At 69.8% G+C, this 21,950-nt stretch carries 16 protein-coding genes; 9 read left to right on the forward strand and 7 right to left on the reverse strand.

The features are described 5' to 3' along the window. Positions 1-5: 5 nt before the first annotated feature. Positions 6-575, reverse strand: coding sequence for a Uma2 family endonuclease (locus AC3EO7_RS21525; protein WP_431966236.1), 570 nt, complete (start codon positions 573-575; stop codon positions 6-8). Between the two features lie 173 nt (positions 576-748). On the opposite strand from AC3EO7_RS21525, the gene AC3EO7_RS21530 reads away from it, so the two are divergent. Together AC3EO7_RS21530 and AC3EO7_RS21535 are read left to right on the forward strand one after the other, a co-directional pair. Then, complete coding sequence (locus AC3EO7_RS21530; RefSeq protein WP_431966234.1) at positions 749-1,360, forward strand: histidine phosphatase family protein; 612 nt, start codon at positions 749-751, stop codon at positions 1,358-1,360. 163 nt (positions 1,361-1,523) lie between these two features. Next, positions 1,524-1,829 carry a hypothetical protein gene (locus AC3EO7_RS21535; protein ID WP_431966232.1) on the forward strand — a complete coding sequence of 102 codons (306 nt, stop codon included), beginning with the start codon at positions 1,524-1,526 and terminating at the stop codon, positions 1,827-1,829. 64 nt (positions 1,830-1,893) lie between these two features. On the opposite strand, the gene AC3EO7_RS21540 is transcribed toward AC3EO7_RS21535, so the two are convergent. The 4 genes from AC3EO7_RS21540 to aroQ form a co-directional block, all read right to left on the reverse strand. Beyond that, entirely contained in the window at positions 1,894-2,790 is an 897-nt protein-coding gene (locus AC3EO7_RS21540) for a cutinase family protein (protein WP_431966230.1), read from the reverse strand. A 302-nt stretch (positions 2,791-3,092) separates the two neighbouring features. Continuing rightward, positions 3,093-4,562, reverse strand: coding sequence for a glutamate synthase subunit beta (locus tag AC3EO7_RS21545; RefSeq protein WP_435592222.1), 1,470 nt, complete (start codon positions 4,560-4,562; stop codon positions 3,093-3,095). Positions 4,563-4,621: 59 nt separating this feature from the next. After that, on the reverse strand, positions 4,622-9,268 hold the full coding sequence (gene gltB, locus AC3EO7_RS21550; RefSeq protein WP_431966226.1) for a glutamate synthase large subunit: 4,647 nt from the start codon (positions 9,266-9,268) through the stop codon (positions 4,622-4,624). A gap of 721 nt (positions 9,269-9,989) precedes the next feature. Next, positions 9,990-10,565: a gamma subclass chorismate mutase AroQ gene (aroQ, locus tag AC3EO7_RS21555; protein ID WP_435592223.1), complete on the reverse strand. Its 576-nt coding sequence runs from the start codon at positions 10,563-10,565 to the stop codon at positions 9,990-9,992. A gap of 192 nt (positions 10,566-10,757) precedes the next feature. On the opposite strand from aroQ, the gene AC3EO7_RS21560 reads away from it, so the two are divergent. Beyond that, positions 10,758-12,542 carry a DUF4407 domain-containing protein gene (locus AC3EO7_RS21560; protein WP_435592224.1) on the forward strand — a complete coding sequence of 595 codons (1,785 nt, stop codon included), beginning with the start codon at positions 10,758-10,760 and terminating at the stop codon, positions 12,540-12,542. Positions 12,543-12,680: 138 nt separating this feature from the next. Next, positions 12,681-14,234 carry an adenylate/guanylate cyclase domain-containing protein gene (locus tag AC3EO7_RS21565; protein WP_435592225.1) on the forward strand — a complete coding sequence of 518 codons (1,554 nt, stop codon included), beginning with the start codon at positions 12,681-12,683 and terminating at the stop codon, positions 14,232-14,234. 181 nt (positions 14,235-14,415) lie between these two features. On the opposite strand, the gene AC3EO7_RS21570 is transcribed toward AC3EO7_RS21565, so the two are convergent. Next, positions 14,416-15,963, reverse strand: coding sequence for an MFS transporter (locus AC3EO7_RS21570; protein ID WP_431966218.1), 1,548 nt, complete (start codon positions 15,961-15,963; stop codon positions 14,416-14,418). Between the two features lie 88 nt (positions 15,964-16,051). On the opposite strand from AC3EO7_RS21570, the gene AC3EO7_RS21575 reads away from it, so the two are divergent. The 5 genes from AC3EO7_RS21575 to AC3EO7_RS21595 all read left to right on the forward strand — a co-directional run bounded on the left by AC3EO7_RS21575 (position 16,052) and on the right by AC3EO7_RS21595 (position 21,034). Continuing rightward, the gene (locus AC3EO7_RS21575) at positions 16,052-16,597 is read left to right on the forward strand and encodes a TetR/AcrR family transcriptional regulator (protein ID WP_431966216.1); all 546 of its coding nucleotides are present in this window, start codon (positions 16,052-16,054) and stop codon (positions 16,595-16,597) included. A gap of 203 nt (positions 16,598-16,800) precedes the next feature. After that, positions 16,801-17,598, forward strand: coding sequence for a hypothetical protein (locus tag AC3EO7_RS21580; protein WP_435592226.1), 798 nt, complete (start codon positions 16,801-16,803; stop codon positions 17,596-17,598). After that, the gene (locus tag AC3EO7_RS21585; RefSeq protein WP_431966212.1) at positions 17,595-18,620 is read left to right on the forward strand and encodes a DUF4129 domain-containing protein; all 1,026 of its coding nucleotides are present in this window, start codon (positions 17,595-17,597) and stop codon (positions 18,618-18,620) included. Before AC3EO7_RS21580 ends, AC3EO7_RS21585 begins: the two co-directional genes overlap by 4 nt. A 144-nt stretch (positions 18,621-18,764) precedes the next feature. Next, a complete protein-coding gene (locus AC3EO7_RS21590; RefSeq protein ID WP_431966210.1) occupies positions 18,765-19,745 on the forward strand; it encodes an AAA family ATPase in 981 nt (326 codons plus the stop codon). Positions 19,746-19,747: 2 nt separating this feature from the next. Beyond that, entirely contained in the window at positions 19,748-21,034 is a 1,287-nt protein-coding gene (locus AC3EO7_RS21595; protein ID WP_435592227.1) for a DUF58 domain-containing protein, read from the forward strand. Between the two features lie 96 nt (positions 21,035-21,130). Here AC3EO7_RS21595 and AC3EO7_RS21600 read toward each other — a convergent pair whose 3' ends face one another. Further along, positions 21,131-21,907 carry an RDD family protein gene (locus tag AC3EO7_RS21600; protein WP_435592228.1) on the reverse strand — a complete coding sequence of 259 codons (777 nt, stop codon included), beginning with the start codon at positions 21,905-21,907 and terminating at the stop codon, positions 21,131-21,133. Positions 21,908-21,950: the final 43 nt, after the last annotated feature.

The following is a 21,950-nucleotide window of genomic DNA, read 5'->3' on the forward strand; positions in this document are numbered from 1 at the left end:
TCCGATCAGATCCCGGTCAGGTCGATGTCGATAGGGAACGGAACGCTCAGGCGCAGGCGGTCGTGGTGGATGCCGGTGAGCGCGTATGCCTTTGTCGCGGGGTCGAGTTCGTACACGTAGACGACCGGGTGCCCGTCGCTGTTCTCCACTCGCCAGAAGTGTGCGATACCGGCCTTGGCGTACAGCTGAGGTTTCCGCTCGCGATCCCGGGTTCGGGTTTCGATCGACACGACCTCCACGGCCAGCACGACTTCCTCGGGCCAATAGGTCGTCCTTTCCCTACCGCCCTCGGTGTGCGCACGCACCACCAGCACATCCGGTTCGGGCCGCTGGTCCCGGCCGAGCGTGACCGTCATCGCGTGGCGAACCCGCATGCCGGCAGGCGCGAAGCGACCGAGCATCGATTCGAGCAAGGCGATGACCTGCACGTGAAACTTCGCCTGCGGGCACGCGAAGACGAAACTCCCGTCGATCAACTCGGTGTGCGGCGGCAGGTCCGGCAGGCGGTCCAGGTCCTCGGCGACGAACCCGCCGGGCGGCGGACGCAACCACTGTGGGAACGGTTCGGCGGTCACGGCGACGAGTATGTCACCGCACTTCGACGCGATGTATCCGAAAAGCACTGCCTGAAGTGAACAACAGAGATGCAGAGCGAAAACCCCGGTCGTCGCCCGCGACCCGGAGCCTTTTCCGTCCGACAACGCCACCTGAACCGGACCGCCGCGGGAGCATGCGGCACAGTGGGTGGGTGCAGTTGATTCTCGTTCGCCATGCTCAGCCGTTTCGGATGCTGAACGCGTCCGGTCCCGCCGATCCCGAGCTGTCCGAGGTGGGGCGGGAGCAGGCGGAGCGCGTGCCGGGGGCGTTGAGCCACCATCGGATCACGCGGGTGCTGAGCAGTCCGCAGCGGCGGGCGCGGGAGACCGCGGCGCCGACGGCGGCCAAGCTGGGGCTGCCGGTGGAGATCGTGGACGATCTGGCCGAATACGATCGCGACCTACCCGCCTACATTCCGATCGAGGACGCCAAGCTGGAGTTCCGCGACGCCTACGAACGGATCAAGGCGGGGTATCTGCCCGAGCAGATCGACGGTCCCGCGTTCGTGCACCGGGTGCGCGAGGCCGCGACGGAGATCGCCGCGAGCACCGATCCCGCCGAGACCGTGGTCGCCTTCGCCCACGGCGGCGTGATCAACGTGCTGCTCCAGGAGGTGCTCGGCCTGCCGCGGCCGCTGACTTTCCCGATCGACTACTGCTCGGTGACCCGAATCCTGTTCTCCCGCACCGGCCGCCGCACCGCCGCGACCGTGAACGAGAACGGGCACGTGTGGGACCTGTTGCCCCGTAACATCGGCCGCTGATCGCGGGAGAGCCCGCCGCCGTTAACATCGGCCGCGGATTCACAGCGAAGCCCGCCGCTCACAGCGGACTACCAGAATCGTCGCACCCCAGTCACAGCGCCGCGCCCTTCGATGGGAGTTCGTGAGTCACCGCGACTCACGCTCTGAGAGAAGGGAGTTCCGAATGTTTTCCAAGACTAAGAACATCCGCCGAGGTGCCCTCCTGGCCGCCGTGGCGGGCGCGATGGTGACGATTCCGCTGGCGGCGACGGCCAGTGCGGAAGCGCCCGCTGCCGACACCGCTCAGCAGGGGACGGAGGGCCTCGTGCTGACCGATGTCAGCTATCCACATCCGGGTGGGAACCACGGGTACCCGGGCCGGCCGGGCAACGACAGAACGGATTCCCACGACTCGGACTACTACACCTCGCCGGGTGCCGGGCCACGCGTCCACCAGGAGGGTATCCCGCCGACCACGTCCGGCAACTGATCGGGAGACGACGAAGGCCACCTCCCGCGCCGGAAAGGTGGCCTTCGCTGTGTCTACGAACCGATCAGGCCATGCCCGCGATCCAGTTGTGCATCCAGGAGACCGCGGTCTGCCCGCCGCCGACCGAGTAGCTGCCGTACACGGTGTGCGCCTGCGAGCGGTAGAAACGCTCCAGGTCCTTGGCGCGCTGCTGGTTCGCCGCGTCGGTCAGCTGCGACTGCAGGAGCGGCACGCCGCCGAAGGCCATCAGATCGTTGATGATCGCGCCCGCCTCGATCTGGTAGCGCCAGATGTTGGCCGGGTTGGCGTCCGAGCTCTGGGCGAGGAAGCCGGCGAAACGGGTGACGAAGTCGTCGGTCGCGGTCGCGCAGTACAGGTCGTCGACCGCGCAGATGGTGCGGGTGCGGTCGCTCACCCAGCCGAAGCCGCCGACCCGCGCGCCGCCCGCGCCCGCGCCGGGCGCCACCGGACCGACCTGAGTGTCGGTCGGCGAGCGGCGCGGGTCGGAGATCAGGCCGACGCCCGCGACGCGATCGGGGGAGACCACACTGAGGCCGGTGCCGATCTCGGCCGCGAGATCACCGGCGGCGTCCGCGCCCTGGCTGTAGCCGACCAGCGCGATCTTCGTCGCGCCGCAACGCTGGGCCACGTCGCCGATCAAGCCGCGCGCGGCGGTGACCGCCTCTTTCTTCGAGTTGCCGTAGATCTCGCCCTCCCAGGGGAAGGCGGTCGCCGCGTAGGTCACGTAGTCGACGTCGACCGAGCCGGGCAGGCCGCGGGTGACGCCGGCCAGCATGCCGGGCTGCGGCTTCTTGTCGTGACCGGTCTCCCAGGTACCGGGGATGGCCACCACATAGAGGCTGGGGCAGTTGTCCGCCGCCGCGGTCCCACTGCCGAACACCAAGCCCGAGGCGATCGTCGCGGACGCGCCGAGGGCCGCGACAAGCTTCTTCAACTGCATACTGCTCCAGTTCAAACCTGGCCCCGGTGGTGGGGCGCTCCCCGTCGAGTTGCCGCTCACATGCTGAACGCGGCGGATGTCGTTCTCGTGGACGCGAAGTCAACCCGAGCCACCCACCGCGTTAACGCCTGTACGACGTGTACGACGAGCCCGCAGGTCCGCCGCACACCGTTGATCACAATAGGGGTCGCGCGTCCCATTCGCCATTCGGGCTCCGCGAATGTCCGATTTCCGACAGCGAACACACGAAAGCGCCCGTGGACGAGTTGTCCACGGGCGCCTCGTGTTTGCTCAGGCGACGCTCAGCGCTGGGCGACCATCGTCGGGGTGACCGGTGCGGGAAGCGCCGTCTCGCCCTCGAGGAACTGGTCGACCGCGGAGGCCGCGGCGCGGCCTTCGGCGATGGCCCAGACGATCAGCGACTGGCCGCGGCCGATGTCACCGGCGACGAAAACGCCGGGAATGTTGGTGGCCCAGTTCTTGTCGCGCTGGACGTTGCCGCGCTGGTCGTAGCCGACACCGAGATCGGTGAGCAGGCCCGGCTTCTCGGGTCCGACGAAGCCCATGGCCAGCAGCACCAGATCGGCCTCGAGGGTGAAGTCGGTGCCGTCGACCTTCTCGAAGCGGCCGTTGACCATCTTGACCTCGTGCGCCTCCAGGCCGGTGACCTTGCCGTCCTTGCCGACGAAGCGCTCGGTGTTCACGGAGAACACCCGCTCGCCGCCCTCTTCGTGCGCCGAGGAAACCCGGTACATCAGCGGGTAGGTCGGCCACGGGGTGGACGCGGCGCGCTCCTCCGGCGGACGCGGCATGATCTCGAACTGGTGCACCGACTCCGCGCCCTGGCGGTGCGAGGTGCCGAGGCAGTCCGCGCCGGTGTCGCCGCCACCGATGATGACGACCTTCTTGCCCTTGGCGTGGATCGGCGGCAGGCCTTCGGCGTCGGTGACGTCGTCGCCCAGCTGCACCCGGTTGGCCCAGGGCAGGAACTCCATCGCCTGGTGGATGCCGTCCAGCTCACGACCCGGGATCGGCAGGTCGCGGGCCAGGGTGGCGCCGCCGGCGAGCACGACCGCGTCGAACTGCTCGCGCAGCTCGTCGGCGGTGATGTCGACGCCCACGTTCACGCCGGTCTTGAAGATGGTGCCCTCGGCCTCCATCTGCGCGAGACGGCGGTCGATGAAGCGCTTCTCCATCTTGAATTCCGGGATGCCGTAGCGCAGCAGGCCGCCGATACGGTCGGCGCGCTCGAACACGGTCACGGTGTGACCGGCGCGGGTCAGCTGCTGGGCTGCGGCGAGACCGGCCGGGCCGGAACCGACGACGGCGACCTTCTTGCCGGTGATGCGGGTCGGGTAGACCGGGGTCACCCAGCCCTCGTCGAAGGCGTTCTCGATGAGCTCGACCTCGACCTGCTTGATCGTCACCGGGTCCTGGTTGATGCCGAGGACGCAGGACGCCTCACACGGCGCGGGGCACAGGCGACCGGTGAACTCCGGGAAGTTGTTGGTCGCGTGCAGGCGGTCGATGCCCTCCCGCCACTGGCCCTTGTACACCAGGTCGTTCCACTCGGGAATCAGGTTCCCGAGCGGACAGCCGTTGTGACAGAACGGGATACCGCAGTCCATGCACCGGCTGGCCTGGGTCTTCAGAGTGTCCTGGGAGAACTTCTCCTCGTAGACCTCTTTCCAGTCCATCAGGCGCAGCGGAACCGGACGCCGCTTGGGCAGTTCCCGCGAGGTGTGCTTCAGAAATCCCTGTGGGTCAGCCACGTGCGGCCTCCGTATTCTCGCCTATCGAAGTCGGACTCGGCTTCTGCAAGCGTCGCGCGTTATCCACGTGCGGCCTCCATGATCGCTTCGTCCACGTCCTTGCCGCTCTTCTCAGCTTCGGAGATGGCGAGCAAAACCTTCTTGTATTCGCGCGGCATGACCTTGACGAAGTGGTTCACCTGCTGCGACCAATCGCTCAGGATGCGATCGGCGACAGCCGAACCCGTCTGGTCACGGTGCTCGGTCACGATGTCGTGCAGCCAGGTGAAGTCGTCACCCGCGAGCTGCTCGATCGCGTCGGTCTGTTCCGGGTTGACCCGCGCGGCGAACGTGCCTTCCGGGTCGTAGACGAACGCGACACCGCCGGACATACCGGCGCCGAAGTTGCGTCCGGTCTCGCCGAGGATGACCACCCGGCCACCGGTCATGTACTCGAGGCCGTGGTCGCCCACGCCCTCGACCACCGCGGTGGCGCCCGAGTTGCGCACGGCGAAACGCTCGCCGACCACGCCGCTGATGAACGCCTTGCCGCTCGTGGCGCCGAACAGGATCACGTTGCCCGCGATGATGTTCTGGTCGGCGACGAAGTCCGACGGCGCGCTCTGCGACGGGCGCACGACGATGTGACCGCCCGAAAGGCCCTTGCCGACATAGTCGTTCGCGTCACCCTGCACCCGCAGCGTGATGCCCGCCGGCACGAAGGCGCCGAAGCTGTTGCCCGCGGAACCGGTGAACGTGATGTCGATGGTGTCGTCGGGCAGGCCGGTGCCGCCGTACAGCTTGGTCACCTCGTGGCCGAGCATGGTGCCGACCGTGCGGTTCACGTTCGTGATCTTGGTCTCGAACTTCACCGCCTGGCCGCGCTCCAGCGCGTCCCGGCTCTGCGTGATCAGCTGCTGGTCCAGCGCCTTGTCCAGGCCGTGGTCCTGCGACTTGGTGCAGCGGCGGTCCTGGTACATGAACGCCGTCTCGACGTCGTCCAGGATCGGCGACAGGTCGAGCTTGCTGGCCTTCCAGTGCTCCTTGGCCTTGGCGGTGTCGAGCATGTCGACCCGGCCGATGGCCTCGTCCAGCGTGCGGAAGCCGAGCGACGCCAGCAGTTCGCGGACCTCTTCGGCGATGAACAGGAAGAAGTTCTCGACGAATTCCGCCTTGCCGGTGAAGCGTTCGCGCAGCACCGGGTTCTGCGTGGCGACACCGACGGGGCAGGTGTCGAGGTGGCAGACGCGCATCATGATGCAGCCCGAGACCACCAGCGGGGCGGTCGCGAAGCCGTACTCCTCGGCGCCGAGCAGCGCGGCGATCACGACGTCGCGGCCGGTCTTCATCTGACCGTCGACCTGCACCACGATGCGATCGCGCAGACCGTTCAGCAGCAGCGTCTGCTGGGTCTCGGCGAGGCCGAGCTCCCAGGGACCGCCCGCGTGCTTGAGCGAGGTCAGCGGGGACGCGCCGGTGCCGCCGTCGTGGCCAGAGATCAGCACGACGTCCGCGTGCGCCTTCGACACACCCGCGGCGACGGTGCCGACGCCGGGCTCCGCGACAAGTTTCACGTGAATCCGCGCCTGCGGGTTCGCGTTCTTCAGGTCGTGGATCAGCTGCGCCAGGTCCTCGATCGAGTAGATGTCGTGGTGCGGCGGCGGCGAGATCAGGCCGACGCCCGGCGTCGAGTGCCGCACCTCGGCGACCCACGGGTACACCTTGTGCGCGGGCAGCTGGCCGCCCTCGCCCGGCTTGGCGCCCTGGGCCATCTTGATCTGGATGTCGGTGCAGTTGGTCAGGTAGTGCGCGGTGACGCCGAAGCGACCCGAGGCCACCTGCTTGATCGCCGAACGACGCCAGTCGCCGTTCTCCTCGACCTCGAAGCGGGCCGGGTGCTCGCCGCCCTCACCGGAGTTCGAGCGGCCGCCGAGCCGGTTCATCGCGATCGCGAGGGTCTCGTGCGCCTCGGCCGAGATGGAGCCGTAGCTCATCGCGCCGGTGGAGAACCGCTTCACGATCTCCGAGGCGGGCTCGACCTCGTCGATCGAGATCGGCGCGCGCTGACCGGACTTGAACTTGAACAGGCCGCGCAGCGAGGCCAGTCGCTCGGACTGGTCGTCGACCAGCTTGGTGTACTCCTTGAAGATCGAGTACTGGCCCGAGCGGGTCGCGTGCTGCAGCTTGAAGACGGTGTCCGGGTTGAACAGGTGGTATTCGCCCTCGCGACGCCACTGGTACTCGCCGCCCACCTCGAGCTCGCGGTGCGCGCGCTCGTTGCGGTTCTCCAGGAACGCCACCCGGTGCCGCGCCGCCACGTCGTCGGCGATCTCGTCCAGGCCGATGCCGTCCAGGTGCGAGCGCAGGCCGGTGAAGTACTCGTTCACCAGTTCCTGCGACAGGCCGATCACCTGGAACAGCTGCGCGCCGTTGTAGGAGGCCAGGGTGGAGATGCCCATCTTGGACATCACCTTCAGCACGCCCTTGCCCGCCGCCTTGTTGTAGTTGGCGACGGCCTTGCGGTAGTCGGCCTCCAGGCTGCCGGTGCCGAGGTCGAGCGCGCCGCGCTCCAGCATGTCCTCGATCGTCTCGAAGGCCATGTACGGGTTGATCGCGGCTGCGCCGAAGCCGACCAGCATGGCCATGTGGTGCACCTCGCGGGCGTCACCGGCCTCCACGATCAGGCCGACCTTGGTGCGGGTGCGCTCGCGCACCAGGTGGTGGTGCACCGAGGAGGTCAGCAGCAGCGACGGGATCGGCGCCAGCTTCTCGTTGGATTCGCGGTCGGAGAGCACGATGATCCGCGCTCCACCGTCGATGGCCGCCGAGACCTGGGTGTTGATGGCTTCGAGCGCCTTGCGCAGGCCCTTGCCACCCTTCTTCACCGGGTACAGACCGCGCACGACCACCGAACGCAGCTCGGGACGCGAGCCGTCGTCGTTGATGTGCACGAGCTTGGCCAGCTCGTCGTTGTCCAGGATCGGCTGCTCGATGGCGATCTGCTTGCACGACTCGGGGCCGGGGTGCATCAGATCGGCCTCGGGACCGATGTTGCGCTTGAGGCTGGTGACGACCTCTTCCCGGATCGCGTCCAGCGGCGGGTTGGTCACCTGCGCGAACAGCTGCGAGAAGTAGTCGAACAGCAGGCGCGGGCGCGCCGAGAGCACCGCGATCGGGGTGTCGGTGCCCATCGAGCCGAGCGCCTCGAGGCCGGACTTGGCCATCGGCGAGATCAGCAGGTTCAGCTCTTCGTTGGTGTATCCGAAGATCTGCTGACGGATCAGCACGCGGTCGTGCGACATGTGCACGTGCGGACGGTCCGGCAGATCCGCCAGGCGGGTCACGCCCTCGTCCAGCCACTGCTGGTACGGGTGCTCGGCGGCGAGCTCGGTCTTGAACTCGTCGTCGGTGACGATGCGGCCCTTGGAGGTGTCCACCAGGAACATGCGGCCCGGCTGCAGGCGGGCCTTCTTGACGACCTTGGACTGGTCGATGTCGAGCACGCCGACCTCGGAGGCCATCACGACGAGGCCGTCCTCGGTGACCCAGATCCGGCTCGGACGCAGGCCGTTGCGGTCGAGTACGGCGCCGATCACGGTGCCGTCGGTGAAGCACACCGATGCGGGGCCGTCCCACGGCTCCATCAGCATCGAGTGGTACTCGTAGAACGCCCGCCGCTGCGGGTCCATGTTCTCGTTGCGTTCCCAGGCCTCGGGAATCATCATCAGCACGGCGTGGGGCAGGCTGCGGCCGCCGAGGTGCAGCAGTTCCAGCACCTCGTCGAAGCGGGCCGTGTCGCTCGCCCCCGGGGTACAGACGGGGAAGATCTTCTCCAAGCGGTTCTTGCCCGCGGAGTCGGTCCCGAACACGTCGCTGTTCAGCAGCGCCTCACGGGCGCGCATCCAGTTCTCGTTGCCGGTGACGGTGTTGATCTCACCGTTGTGCGCCACCCGGCGGAACGGGTGCGCGAGCGGCCACGACGGGAAGGTGTTCGTGGAGAACCGGGAGTGCACGATGCCGAGGGAGGACTCCACCCGGCCGTCCTGCAGGTCCAGATAGAAGGCGCGCAGCTGGGGCGTGGTGAACATGCCCTTGTAGACGAAGGTCTGGCCGGACAGGCTCGGGAAGTACACCGACTCCTTGCCGACGGCGCCCTGGCCCGCGCCCGCCGAGCCGAGCTCGTGCTCGACGCGCTTGCGGATGACGTAGGCGCGACGCTCCAGGTCCATGCCGGACAGCTGCTCGGCGGCGCCCTGCGGGGACGCGATGAAGATCTGACGGAAGGTCGGCATGGCGTCGCGCGACAGCGCGCCGAGCGACGACTCGTCGATCGGCACCTCGCGCCAGCCGAGGACCTCGAGGCCCTCTTCCTTGACGATCTTCTCCACGCCGTAGGCGGCGCGCGCGGCCTCGCGGCGGGCCTGCGGCAGGAAGGCGATGCCGGACGCGTAGGACCCTTCGGCGGGCAGCTCGAAGTCCACGATCGCGCGGAAGAAACGGTCCGGGATCTGGATCAGGATGCCCGCGCCGTCGCCGGAGTTCGGCTCGGCGCCCGCAGCACCACGGTGCTCCAGGTTCAACAGTGCCGTAATAGCCTTGTCCACGATGTCGCGGCTGCGGCGGCCGTGCATATCGACGACGAATGCGACGCCGCAAGCGTCGTGTTCGTTCGCCGGGTCGTAGAGACCGATGGGTCCAGGTGACCTGTGGCCAGGAAGTTGCGTCATGCCTCTGCCTTCAAGAAAGTGGCCTTCGATGAAAAACGGCCTTTCGTCGAACGCCTCCGTCAAGACTGCGCCCGTACGTTCCGAAGCCAGCCGCGCTGATGGTCTTCGGCGTGCAGTCACGTCTCCAGTTGTCCACCCGCGATGGATAAGTGGGTGCTCGTAGGTAACGGAACGCTTACGTGTTCCTTACCTCCGCGCGGGTGTTCACCCGCTACTCTGGGCACCTGCTTGGTGAGCCCGAGCGGGCGATGGTTGCCGAGCTTTTCGTGTTCGGCGTAAGAGCAAACGATAAGTCAGGTCCGGGGCCCAACCAACTTAGGTAGCACTAATAACCTGGTCTAGCTGGGCTTCTTCATACGGTCCTCCACGTGTGCGCGTCGTCCAGTGTAAAGCAGCGAATGGACCTGGATCGATCCCCCGGCACCCGGTGCCGAGTGGTGGACACGGCCCACCGCGCGACCGCCCCGCGAGGCCGAACAACCCCGAGAACAGGCGCTCACCTGCATCGAAGATGATTTCCCCTGCCCGGAGGACGGCAAACCACTTGTGCTGCGGCTAACTCGCGCGCGACCTCGATGAGATATTTGCGACAGGGGTGTGACAAGCCTCAGGAGGTATCCGACCGTCCGGGTTCTTTTGCGCTTTGTGCTTTACAGCACATTTTCAGCAAACAAGATCAGTGGTCTTGAACACACCGCGCCGGACGCTCGGCGACCGTCGCTCAGCACAGTGCGGAAGCGGCCCGGATCAGTGCCAGCCGATGCAGCGGATCCATGGCCTCGAGCAGGGCGAACACGCCGTGCGACAGCCGTTCCATGCAGTCCGGCGAGGCCAGTTCGGCCCGGTGCTCGGCAAGTTGGTCGATGATCGCCGCGTTCAGCCGATCGATCGTCGGACGCACGTCGGTCAGATCCGGTGGCGTACTCGGGGCGCCCGCGGGGTCGAACCGCCAGCGCGTGATCAGGCCGTATTGCACCGTCTTACTGGCCTCGATCTGGCCGAAAAACACCCGCCTGACCCAGTTTTCGGGCAGCCCCTTGGCCACGCCGAGGCGCGCCATCGCGTCGTAGACCTCCGCCTCGCGGGCCGGGTCGTCGATGGTCGGCGCCGATCCGTCGCGCGCGGCGTCGGCCCACTTGGCGGCGGCGACGGCGTCGGCGGTGTCGAGACGCTCGGCGATCAGGACGACGAGCCGGTCGAGTGACCTGTCCATCGGCTCGCCGGGAACCGGCCGAGCGCTACCCGCGGCCCACACGAGCAGCACCGCCGACAGCAGTGCCGCCGCGAGTGCGCGCATACTCCCGCCCGTTCGCTGGACAACGAATCACCCAGTCAGGTTAGGCGAAACCGCCGCCTTCGCTGTGAGCCTTGCCACATCCACTGGGCCGTACTCGGTGTGTCGGGCTACTGCCTGTCACGCTGGGACAACGAATCTGTGACAGTTTCGCCAAGCTGCCATACGACTGGGACGTAGAGGATGTGAGATCCCATGACCGTCACCGGCTTGTTCACCTGGCTCGGCGGAGGTCAGACCGGTGAACTCACCGAACGCCACGAACACGCCAGCTACGCCGTCACCGGTGCGGCGGTCGCACTGTTCGCGCTGGTAGCGGGGGTCGTGACGACCCTGGCGCTGGCTGTGACCGACGGCTGGCCGCTGTTCGCCATCGTGCCGGTCGCGCTGATCGTCGCGCTGCTCGCGGGCACCGTCGGCCGCGCGCTCGCCACCGCGCGGCCCGGCCGCATGCCCGACCGGCTCGGGTTGGCCGGGCGCATCGCGGTGGCGATCCTCGCGGGCGTGCTGCTGGGCGAACTGGCGAGCACGGCGTTGTTCGGCGGTTCGGTGAACCGCGTACTCGACGAAAAGGCCCACGCCGCCGTCGAATCCGCACCCGCGGTGGCCGCCGCCCGCGCCGACCTCGACCGGGCGCGCGCCGACCGCACCGCGCTGGATCAGACCATCGCCGCCGCGCAGGCAGATATCGACCGCGCACTGGTGATCGCGCGGTGCGAATTCAATCCGACCCCGGAATGCCCGCAGACCCGGATCACCGGCGTGCCAGGCCGGGGACCGGAATCCCAGACCGCCAACGAGATGCTCGACGACGCCCGCCACCGGCTCGCCGCGGCGCAGGACCGGGCGGCCGCGCTGGACCAGCGCCTGACCGAGGCCGAAAGGGCAACGGCCGCAGCCCGATCCGCCGCCTTCACGGACGGTGATCGGGGGCTGGGCGCGCGCTGGGTCGCGATGAACGACCACACCGCGGCGACCGGCGGCGCGCTGCTGCTGCGGCTGGCGAGCCTGATCTCCTTCGTGCTGCTCGCCCTGCTGCCGCTGCTGCTGCGCTGGTGGCGCGGAGAGACCTCGTTCGACCGGCACGCCGCCGCCCGCGCCGTGGTCGACCGCGCCGAACGCGAAGCCGACGCGGCCATCGCGATCAAGCAGGCCGAGGTGCGCGCGGAGGCCGAGCAGATGCGCGCCGAACAGCAGCTCACCGCCGCCCGGCTCGCCGTGGAGGCCGACACCGCCATCGACAGGGAGCGCCAGCGCACCCGGATCATCGCGGCCATCGGCGGGCTGGAGATCGGCATCTCCGAACCGCGTGGCCTCGACAAGCCGAGGCACCCCGAACTGCCAGCCGCACCGGCTGCCGATCGAAAGGACAGTTCCGTGTCTCAGGACGGGATCGTGACACCGAACCTGCCCGCGACCGTCGGCGCGACTCCGCTCGCACCGATCACGGGCGCGGGCGCGCTCGCCCCGGTCGCGCCGAGAACCGAGGAGCCCAAGGGCGGCGGCCTGGAATTGCCGATCATCGGCACCGTGCCGTTCACCGATACCGCGGCACGCTGGATCCGGCCGCTGGTGCCCTCCTTCGTCGCCAACGCGATCGACACCGCGACGCACCCGCTGCGCACCGCGCGGCAGGCGTTCGAGGAGGTGGAGGAGATCACCTTCACGCTGCGCCGCACCAGGAAGGTGACGGTGGACTCGCAGGATTCGCACGCACCGGCCCAGCCGCAGGCGGTCGCGCCGCAGGCCGGCTACCAGCTGCCGCCCGGCTCGCCGGAGGCCTGGCACGCGCACCGCATCGCCTCGACCGTGGTCGACGCGCCGCACCCGGCGGCGCACGATCCGCGGTACGCCGCGCTCCACCAGGGATACGGGCCGTACTACGGACTGCCGCCCGTCGCGCACCATGACGAGCTGACCGCGCGCGAGCAGCGGGAACTGCCGGGCTCCGGCCGACGGGAGCTTCCTCCCGGCCGCTGATCGAGCGATCGGCCGCGCGGTCCGGGCGATGTCGCGCCGTTCGTGCGGAGACCCGATCCTGCCGAGCGCGCACTGGCCTGCATCCCGTCCGCCAGAGATCTCCGAGTGGGTTCGCGCGCGGCGTTCTACTCTGCACGCATGCCGGTGGTGGGTGAGGTGTCGACGCGGACCGCGCCGTGGGGTTCGCGGCTGCTCGGGTCAGCGCAGGAATCCTCGCGGATGCGCCGGCTGCGAATTCAGCTGCTGCTGACGGTGCCGCTGCTCCTCGCCAACGTCACAGGCATGGTCGTCTCGATCGCGCTCGGCGGGTTCGTGCTGCCCGGCCCCTCGGTGTTCACCCGCGACCTGCTGCTGCTCGACGTGATCGCCGCACCCGTCTACGCCGGGCTGGCGATGGCCTTCGGCATGGGGTGGGGCACGACGCGCGGACTGCGCGCCCTGCGCTGGGCGACCGATCTCGATCACGTCCCCACCGAGGCCGAACAGGCGGCCGCGGCCGCCGTGCCCCGGTCGCTGGTGGTGCAGCAGGGTCTGCTGTGGTTCGGCGGGCTCGTCCTGCTCACGACGCTGTACGGATTGGCGGATCCGGAACTGATCCCGAAGGTCGCGTTCGCCGTCGGCATCAGCGCGATCGTGGTGTGCGCGAACAGCTATCTGATCATCGAGTTCGCGCTGCGACCGGTGACGACGCGGGTGCTCGAGGCCGCGCCCGCCCATCGCCGCCGCGGCATCGGCGTCTTCGGGCGCTCGCTGCTGGCCTGGATGCTCGGCTCCGGCGTGCCGGTGGCCGGACTGATGGTGATCGCCGTGCTCGCGCTGGGCCGTTCGGACGTGAGCGCCGAGCGCTTGGCCGTGTGCGTGCTCGCGCTCGGCGGCGCCACGCTGGTGTTCGGCCTGCTGCTGATGACCCAGACCCTGGCCGCCACCGTGGCGCCGATCCGCGGGGTGCGCCAGGCGATGCGCCAGGTGGAGAAGGGCGATCTGGACATCCGGCTCGCGGTGTACGACGGCACCGAATTGGGCGAGCTGCAAAGCGGTTTCAACCACATGGTGCAGGGGTTGCGGGAGCGCGAACAGATCCGCGACCTGTTCGGCAGGCACGTCGGCCAAGACGTCGCGGACGCCGCGCTGGCCGCCGAGCCGGAGCTGGGCGGCGTGGAAACCGACGCGGCGGCACTGTTCATCGACATCATCGGCTCGACGACGATCACCGCGACCCGATCCGCCACCGAGACCGTCGCCCTGCTGAACCGCTTCTTCGGGCTCGTGGTCGACGAGGTCGAGCGCTGCGGCGGGCTGCTCAACAAGTTCGAGGGCGACGCGGCGCTCGCGGTCTTCGGCACCCCCACTCCCCTGCCCGACGCGGCGGGCGCGGCCCTGTCCTGCGCCCGCGCCATCCGCGCGCGTCTCGGCGAAATCCCGGAGCTCACCGCGAGTCTCGGCGTGGCGGCGGGACGCGTGGTCGCGGGCAATGTCGGCGCGCACCAGCGCTACGAATTCACCGTCATCGGCGACGCGGTCAACGAGGCCGCGCGGCTGTGCGAACTCGCCAAACAGGATTCGGGGCTGCTGCTGGCGTCCGGGTCGACCGTCGCCGCCGCGGACGCGGGCGAGGGCGAGCACTGGCAGCTGGGCGAGTCGGTCACCCTGCGCGGCCGCATCGCACCGACCACCCTGGCACGGCCCCGCTGAAACCGACGGCGCCACAGCGCTTCCTGATCGGAACTCGGGAAGACGCGCCGCCTCGTGACGCCGACCACCCACCCGCACTGAAGGCCGGGTCTCCCTGTCGCACCGAGCACGGCCCTGCTGAAGTGATCACACGACGAACGCGACGGACTCGCACCCACCGGGGGTGCGAGTCCTCGCTGCATCACGAACGCGCCGCGCGCAGGCGGAACGCCACCCAGGCGGCAATCAGCAGCACCGACGCGGTGCCGAGCGCGGCCAGGTGGATGCCGGAGACGAAGGCCTCGTGCACCGAGACCAGGAAGGTCTCGGCCGCGGCTTCCGGGAGCTGACGGGCGAATTCGGTGGCGGCGCCGAGGGATTCGGACGCGGGACCAGCCGACTCCGCGGGCAACTCGGACACGTCGAGACCGTTGCGGAAGATCGCCATGACCACGCTGCCGAGCAGCGCGACGCCGAGCGCGATGCCGGTCTCGTAGGCGGTCTCGGAGACCGCCGCCGCCGCGCCCGCTCGCTCCGCCGGGGCGGAGCTGATCACCAGGTCCGACGACACCGTCAGCGCCACACCGACGCCCGCGCCGATGCCGAGGAACCCGAGGACGAACAGCACCGTGCTGGTCGCGGCGTCGGGGCTGAGCCAGCGGAACAGCACCGCGCCGAGGGCCGCCGTCACCAGCGCGCCCGCCAGCACCGCGCCCGGCCGCCAGCGCCGCAGCAGCCAGGCGGCCGCGAGCGAGGCGGCCACGCTGGCCACCAGCCCCGGCAGCAACAGCAGACCGGCCTGCATCGGTGACCTGCCGAGCACCAGCTGCAGATACTGCGAGCCGAAGAACAGCACGCCCGCCAACGCGAACACCGCGAGCAGGTTGGTCACCACCGCGGTGCGGAACCTGGGCAGCGCGAACAGCTTCAGGTCCAGCATCGGGTGCGCGAGCCTGCGCTGCCTGCGCACGAAAAGCACGCCCGCGAGCACACCCACCGCGCCGACGGCGACCAGCGCCGCGCTCGGACCGTGCGCCGCGGCTTCCTTCACCGCGTACACGAGCGGCACGAGGGCCAGCATCGACAGCACCGCGCTCGGCAGATCGAAGCGGCCCGGATTCGGGTCGCGTGATTCCGGGATCAGCACCGGACCCAGCGCTACGAGCACCAGCATGACCGGCAGGTTCACCAGGAACACCGAACCCCACCAGTAGTGCTCGAGCAGCCAGCCGCCGAGCAGCGGACCGGCCGCCGCGCCGCCACCGGCCATCGCGCTCCACACCGCGATCGCGACGGTGCGCTGACGCGGATCGAGGAACATCGACCGGATCAGGCCGAGGGTCGCGGGCATCAACGTCGCGCCGGCGACGCCTTGCAGCACGCGCGCCGCGATGAGCATGTGCGGCGAGACCGCCCATGCCGCGACAGCGGAGGCGAGGCCGAAGCCGACCGCGCCGATGAGCAGCAACCTGCGCCGCCCGATCCGGTCGCCGAGATTGCCCATCACCACGAGCAGACCGGCGAGCACGAACGAGTACACGTCGATGATCCACAGCAGCTGCGGGGTGGTCGGTGCGAGGTCGGCGCTGATGGCGGGCACCGCGAGGTCCAGAACGGTGGCGTCTACCGCGAGCAGCAGCAGGGCGAGGGCGAGTACGGCGAGGCCCGCCCACTCGCGCGCGGTGGCGCGCGGCGGGGCGGGCGTGGTTGTCGACGCGGCGGTGGCCGCGGTTGAGGTCTGGGCGTTCATCGACTTTCTCGACTTTCGTCGTCAGGTTCATTTACCGTCCAGACGGTACAGTACAGCACCTTACCGTCCAGCCGGTATAGTTCCTCGCGTGACGGCAAACACCCGCGACCGGATCCTGGACGCACTGGAGACGTTGCTGCTGGACAAAGGCATGTCCCAGGTGACGCTGGAGAACGTGGCCGCCGCGGCGGGCGTCTCCAAAGGCGGGCTGCTCTATCACTTCAAGAGCAAGGACTCGCTGCTCGCGGGCTTGGTCCGCCGAGTCGGCGAACGGGCCACCCAGCAGCTCACCGACGCGCGAGCCAAAGGCATTTCCGCGACGGAGTGGTATCTCCAAACCCCCAACCAGGACAACGCCGCTGATGCCGTGGAACTCGAGCTCTACCGCTCGCTGCTCGCCACCATGCGCACCATCGACGCCAATTCCGGTCCCGACCTCGACAATGTCCAGCGGGCGCTGACCGAACTCATGACCTCCTGGTCCGACAGCCTGGACGCCGAGATCGACGACCCGGTGCGCGCCGACATCATCCGGCTCGTCGGCGACGGGGTGTACCTGCGGGCGCTGCTCGGCATCCCGCCGATCGACCCGGAGCGCTACCGCCATGTGGTCGCTCGTCTGCTGGAACGCTGACGCGAACCTGATAGCGGGCTCGGTGCCGCTGTACCCAATGGTGTGACAGCCTCGGGGCCTGCGTGATTACGCTGCGCTGCCTCCTCCAGCCCTGACGCCCGGCCGCGGTGCCCATTAGACTCGGCCGCGTGTTACCAGCCGCTGACCCGGCCGGTGCCGTTGGGGCGGGGAGCGATCCGGTACCAGGGTCCCCTGGAACGACGGTGCCGATCCGGCCGCTGACCTTCCGCGAACTGCTCGACCTGCCGTTCGCCCTGATTCAGGCCAACATCGCCACGCTGGCCGGTACGGCGGCGGCCGGACTGGTGGTGGCCGAGGTCGTCGTCGTGGTGATCACCGCGAGCGTCTCCGAGGCGACCGACGGGTCCGACGCGGGCACCGCGTGGGCGGCGATCCTGTCGACCGTGGTCGGCGCGTGGTTCCTCCGCCTGCTGCTGCGCGGCGTGACGGTGCCGGTCGGGTTGGCGAGCATCGCGGGCGAGCGTATCGGATGGCGGGCCGCGCTGGTCCGGCTGCGCGGGAACGCACCCGCGCTGCTGATCGGGCAGCTGCTGTTCACCCTCGTCGGTATCGGCGTCCTGTCCGTCGGCGCGATTCTGATCATCACCTTTCCGTTCGCGGTGATCTGGCTCGGCTACCTGCGCGCCAAGCGGTTCCTGGTCGCGCCGGTGCTGTTCGCCGAGCACGGCTCGCACGGCAACGCGGTGCGCCGCACGAAACTCCTTGTCGGCGGCTCGGAATGGTCGCTGACCGGGCTGTGGTTGAGTCAGCGTCTGTTGTTCACGCTGCTCGCCGTTCCGCTGCTGGCGATTCCGTGGTTCGTCTCGGACTTCTCCGGCACCCACCGCTGGCCGGTGATCGTGCTGCTCACCTCGGCGGCGCTGCTGCTCGTCGCCTTCGGCGAGATCGTCGAGGCCAGCACGCGGGTGGCGTCCTACATCGATCTGCGGTGCCGCCGCGAAGGTCTGGACATCCGGATCCCGTCCGGAGGCGCGCGGTGACGCATCCCGAGACCCCGCCGCCCCCGCGCCTCGGTCCGGCCGCCGACCACCGCGCCGCCGCCGAGGAAGCCGCCCAGCGCCGCGACTACGACCGCGCGCTGCGCGAGCGCTTCCGCGCCGTGCTGCGCGGCATGGAACAACGCGGTGTGCTCGAAGTGCGCCGCTCCCGGACCGCCGACGAGACGGTCGACGACGTCTCGTCGGTGCTGCCGCTGGAGGTCACCACCGAACTCCAGCCCGCCGCACGCAGTTTCGACGAGGTGGTCTACGGCGGCCGCACGGCCACCGAGGACGAGTACCGCAGGCTCGAATACGCCGACCGCTTCTCGGCCGAGGCCCCGCCTCCCGTCGCCGAACCCACCGAGCTGACGCCGGTGGAGACCGCGCCACGCACCCGCCGCAAGCTGCCGCCGCTGCCTGCACTATTGCGCGATCCGAAGTTCTGGGCCGCGCTCGCCGCGGTGGCCGTGCTCCTGCTGATCGTCTACGGCGCGATGCAATCCTGCGGCGCGCCCACCGCGCCGAAACCGCCGCCCGACATCCCGCCCCCGCAGCCGCCGCCCTCCAACGGCGATATCGACCGGCCGGACATCGGCCCCGGCCAGGACTCGATCTTCGCCCGGCTGCCCGCGCCGCTCGCCTTCGGCGGCTTGCAGTTTCTGATCGCCGCCGCGCTGCTGGTGTGGTGGCGGGCCCGGCGGCGTGGCGCGCTGGTCGGCGAACCGCGCCCGGTGGAGGTCGCCGCGAACGAACTGCTCGCGGGCCAGGCCGCGCTGTATCGCCGCTCCCGCGACCACGAGTACGTCGCGGCGAAACTGCGCGCGGCCACGCTACGCAGGCTGCGGCCGCTGCTCGGGATGGGCGCCGACGCGCCGCCCGACCTGCTCGTCGCGGCCGTCACGGCACGCATCGGCGCGGACCGGCAGCTGGTCGGGAACGCGTTCTTCGGCCCGGTGCCGGACGCGGGCGCGCTGCACATCGTCGCCGCACAACTGGAATGGATCGAGACGGAGATCGGATGAGCGAACGAAGTGAGCGAATCATGTGCCAGCGCGCGGCGCGCATGCCGCAGCGGAGCGCCAGCGAGGCGGAGGCATGAGCGACTATCGCCTCGCGCTCACCCGGCCGACGAGACGCGGGAACGCCCGCCGAGTACAGGAGGTCGGATGACCACGGACATCACGAAGGCCGCCACCGCCGAGCAGGCCGGTGCGGCGTTCGGCGCGCTGCGCGCGGAGATCGGCAAGGCGGTGGTCGGCAACGACAACGCGGTCATGTACCTCGTGCTCGCCTTGCTGTGCCGCGGTCACGTGCTGCTGGAAGGCGTGCCGGGCGTGGCGAAGACGCTGCTCGTCCGCGCGCTGGCCACCGCGCTCGATCTGGAGTACGCGCGGGTGCAGTTCACGCCCGACCTGATGCCCGGCGATGTCACGGGATCGCAGATCTACGACCCGCATTCGGCCGAGTTCACCTTCCGGCACGGCCCGGTGTTCACCAATCTGCTGCTCGCCGACGAGATCAACCGCACGCCGCCCAAAACCCAGTCCGCGCTGCTGGAATCGATGGAGGAGCGGCAGGTCTCGGTCGACGGCAAGCCGCAGCCGCTGCCCGACCCGTTCGTCGTGATCGCCACGCAGAACCCGATCGAACAAGAGGGCACCTATCCGCTGCCGGAGGCGCAGCTGGACCGGTTCCTGTTCAAGGTCGACATCCAATTGCCCGGGCGCGACGACGAATTCCGCGTCCTGCAACGGCACGCGGCCGGTTTCGACCCGCGCGATCTCGCGGCGGCCGGGTTGCGGCCGGTGGCCGGGCCCGCGCACATCGCCGCCGCGCGTGCCGCCATCGCCACCGTGACGATCAGTCCCGAGGTGCTGGCCTACACCGTCGACCTGTGCCGGGCCACCCGCACCGCGCCCGCCGTGCAGCACGGCGCGTCGACACGCGGCGCGACCGCGCTGATGGCGGCCTCGCGGGCGTTCGCGTGGTTGAACGGGCGCGGCTTCGTCACGCCCGACGACGTGAAGTTCGTCGCGGTGGCGGTGCTGCGGCACCGGCTGCACTTGCGGCCGGAGGCGGAGCTGGACGGTGTCACCACCGAGGGCGTCATGTCCTCGCTGCTCGGCTCGGTCCCGGTTCCGGTCTAGCCGTGGTCGTCACCGGTCGTCTGGTCACCGTCGCGGCGGTGCTCGGGTTGTTCGTGGCTGTCGTGCTGCCGTCCTGGTACGGCGTCGCGCTGGCGTGCGCCGCGCTGGCGATCGCGGTGCTCGTCGACCTGGTCGCGGCGGGCGCGGCGGGCGACCTGACGCTGACCAGGCCGGAGCTGACCGCCGTGCGGCAGGGCCGCGCCACCGAGGTGGAGCTCACCGTCGTGAACACCGGCGCACACACGGTGCGTGGCCTGCTCTGGGACGACTGGCCGCGCAGCGCGCGCACCGAAAACCGCAGGCACACCCTGGAACTCGCGCCCAACACCAAGGTGCGGCTGCGTACCTCGCTGCGGCCGGTGCACCGCGGCGACCGCGTCGCGGGTCCGGTGACATTGCGGCTGCTCGGCCCGCTCGGCCTGGCGGGCAGGCAGACCAGGCGCACCGTGCCCGCCCGGGTGCGGGCGCTGCCCGCGTTCCGCAGCGAGCGGCTGATGCGCTCGAAAGTGAAGCGGCTGCAACACCTCGAGGGCCGCAACGTCGCCAACACCCGCGGCCAGGGCAGCGAATTCGATTCGTTCCGCGAGTACGTCGCGGGCGACGATGTGCGCTCCATCGACTGGCGCGCCACCGCACGCGCCACCGACGTGCTGGTGCGCACCTGGCGCCCCGAGCGCAACCGGCATGTGCTGATGCTGCTGGACACCGGGCGGGTCAGCGCGGGCCGGGTCGGCGAAGGCACCCGTCTCGACGCCGCGATCGAAGCCGCGTTGCTGCTCGGCGGGCTGGCCGCGGCGGCGGGCGACGGCGTCGATCTGCTCGCCTACGACCGCACCGTCCGCACCGAGGTGCGCGGCGTGCGCGGCAACCGCCTGCAACTCCAGCTCATGCACGCGCTGGCGGGCGTGACCCCCGCGCTCGTCGACACCGACAGCGCGGGGCTGGTGCGCGCCACCATCGAACGGGCTCGCCGCCGCAGCCTGGTGGTGTGGTTCACCAGCCTGGACGGCGCGGCCGTCGAGGAGAACCTGCTGCCGGTGCTGCCCGTCCTCGCGCACCGCCACCGCGTCCTCATCGTCTCGGTGATCGACCCCGACGTCGCCGCGGCCGCCACCACCCGCGACGACATCTACGCCGCGGCCGCCGCGGAAACGATCCTCGCCGAACGCGCCCTGGTACAGGAATCCCTGCGCCGCAAGGGCATTGCGGTCGTCTCCGCACCCCCGGACCGCCTCCCCGAGGCGCTGGCCGACGAATACCTCGAACTCAAACAGTCCGGCTCCCTCTGAACCACCCGCCGTCCCCGGCTGGATTCACACACCCTTCGTACGCCTCACGTAGGCATCAGCCTTGTGAGGCGTGAGAACGGTCTGTGGGAACGCTCTCTACGCCACGCGGACGAGGCCGGGGGTCTGCGGGGCGAGGGCGCGGCGTTGGCGTTCGGCGACGATGGCGCCGAGGATCTGGATCGGCGGGTAGCCCTGTGGAACGGGCACGCGCAGGTGGGCGCAGAGGGCGGTGACCAGAGCCTGGCCGAGGGTCGCCTGGGCCGCCGGGGTGAGGGTGCGCAGGCGGGTCAGGTACTGGCGAATGGCCAGGGCGAGATCCTCCGGTATGCCGGAGAGGTCGAGGCGTGCGGCCCAGCCCACGAGCCAGGGCGGCGCGAAGGCGAGGGCGGGCGCGGGCAGTCCGCGCTGGGCGTGCACGACGACCGTGCCCGCGAGCACGTCGCCGACGCGCCGGGCGTTCGGGGAGCACATCGAGGTGATCACGGCGATGGCGCCGAAACCGCCGAGCATCCAGAAGTCGACGATGACGCCGGCCAGACCGCGCGTCATGGCGTGGCGGAAATCGATGGGCCCGCCGTCGGTGCGGACGACCCGCAGCCCGAGCGCCAGCTTGCCGAGCGACCGGCCGCGGCTGAGCGTCTCCCACGCCACCGGATAGCCGACCAGGACCGCGACGACGGTCGTCAGCATGATCGCGTCACCCCACGCCGGGTCGGCGCCGCTGCGCACCACCAGGAGGCCCGCGACGGCCACGCACAGCACGCCCAGCGTCAGTTGCACCACCAGGTCGATGAGGAACGCGGTGGCGCGTGTCGGTATCCGCGCGATCGGAAGCTCGAGGGCGACCGCTTCGCCGGTGGTGAACTCAGCCATCTCGATAGCATTCTTGCGACCGGCGGTAGTGGGAGGCAACCGA

It is taken from the genome of Nocardia sp. bgisy118 (genome assembly GCF_057708605.1).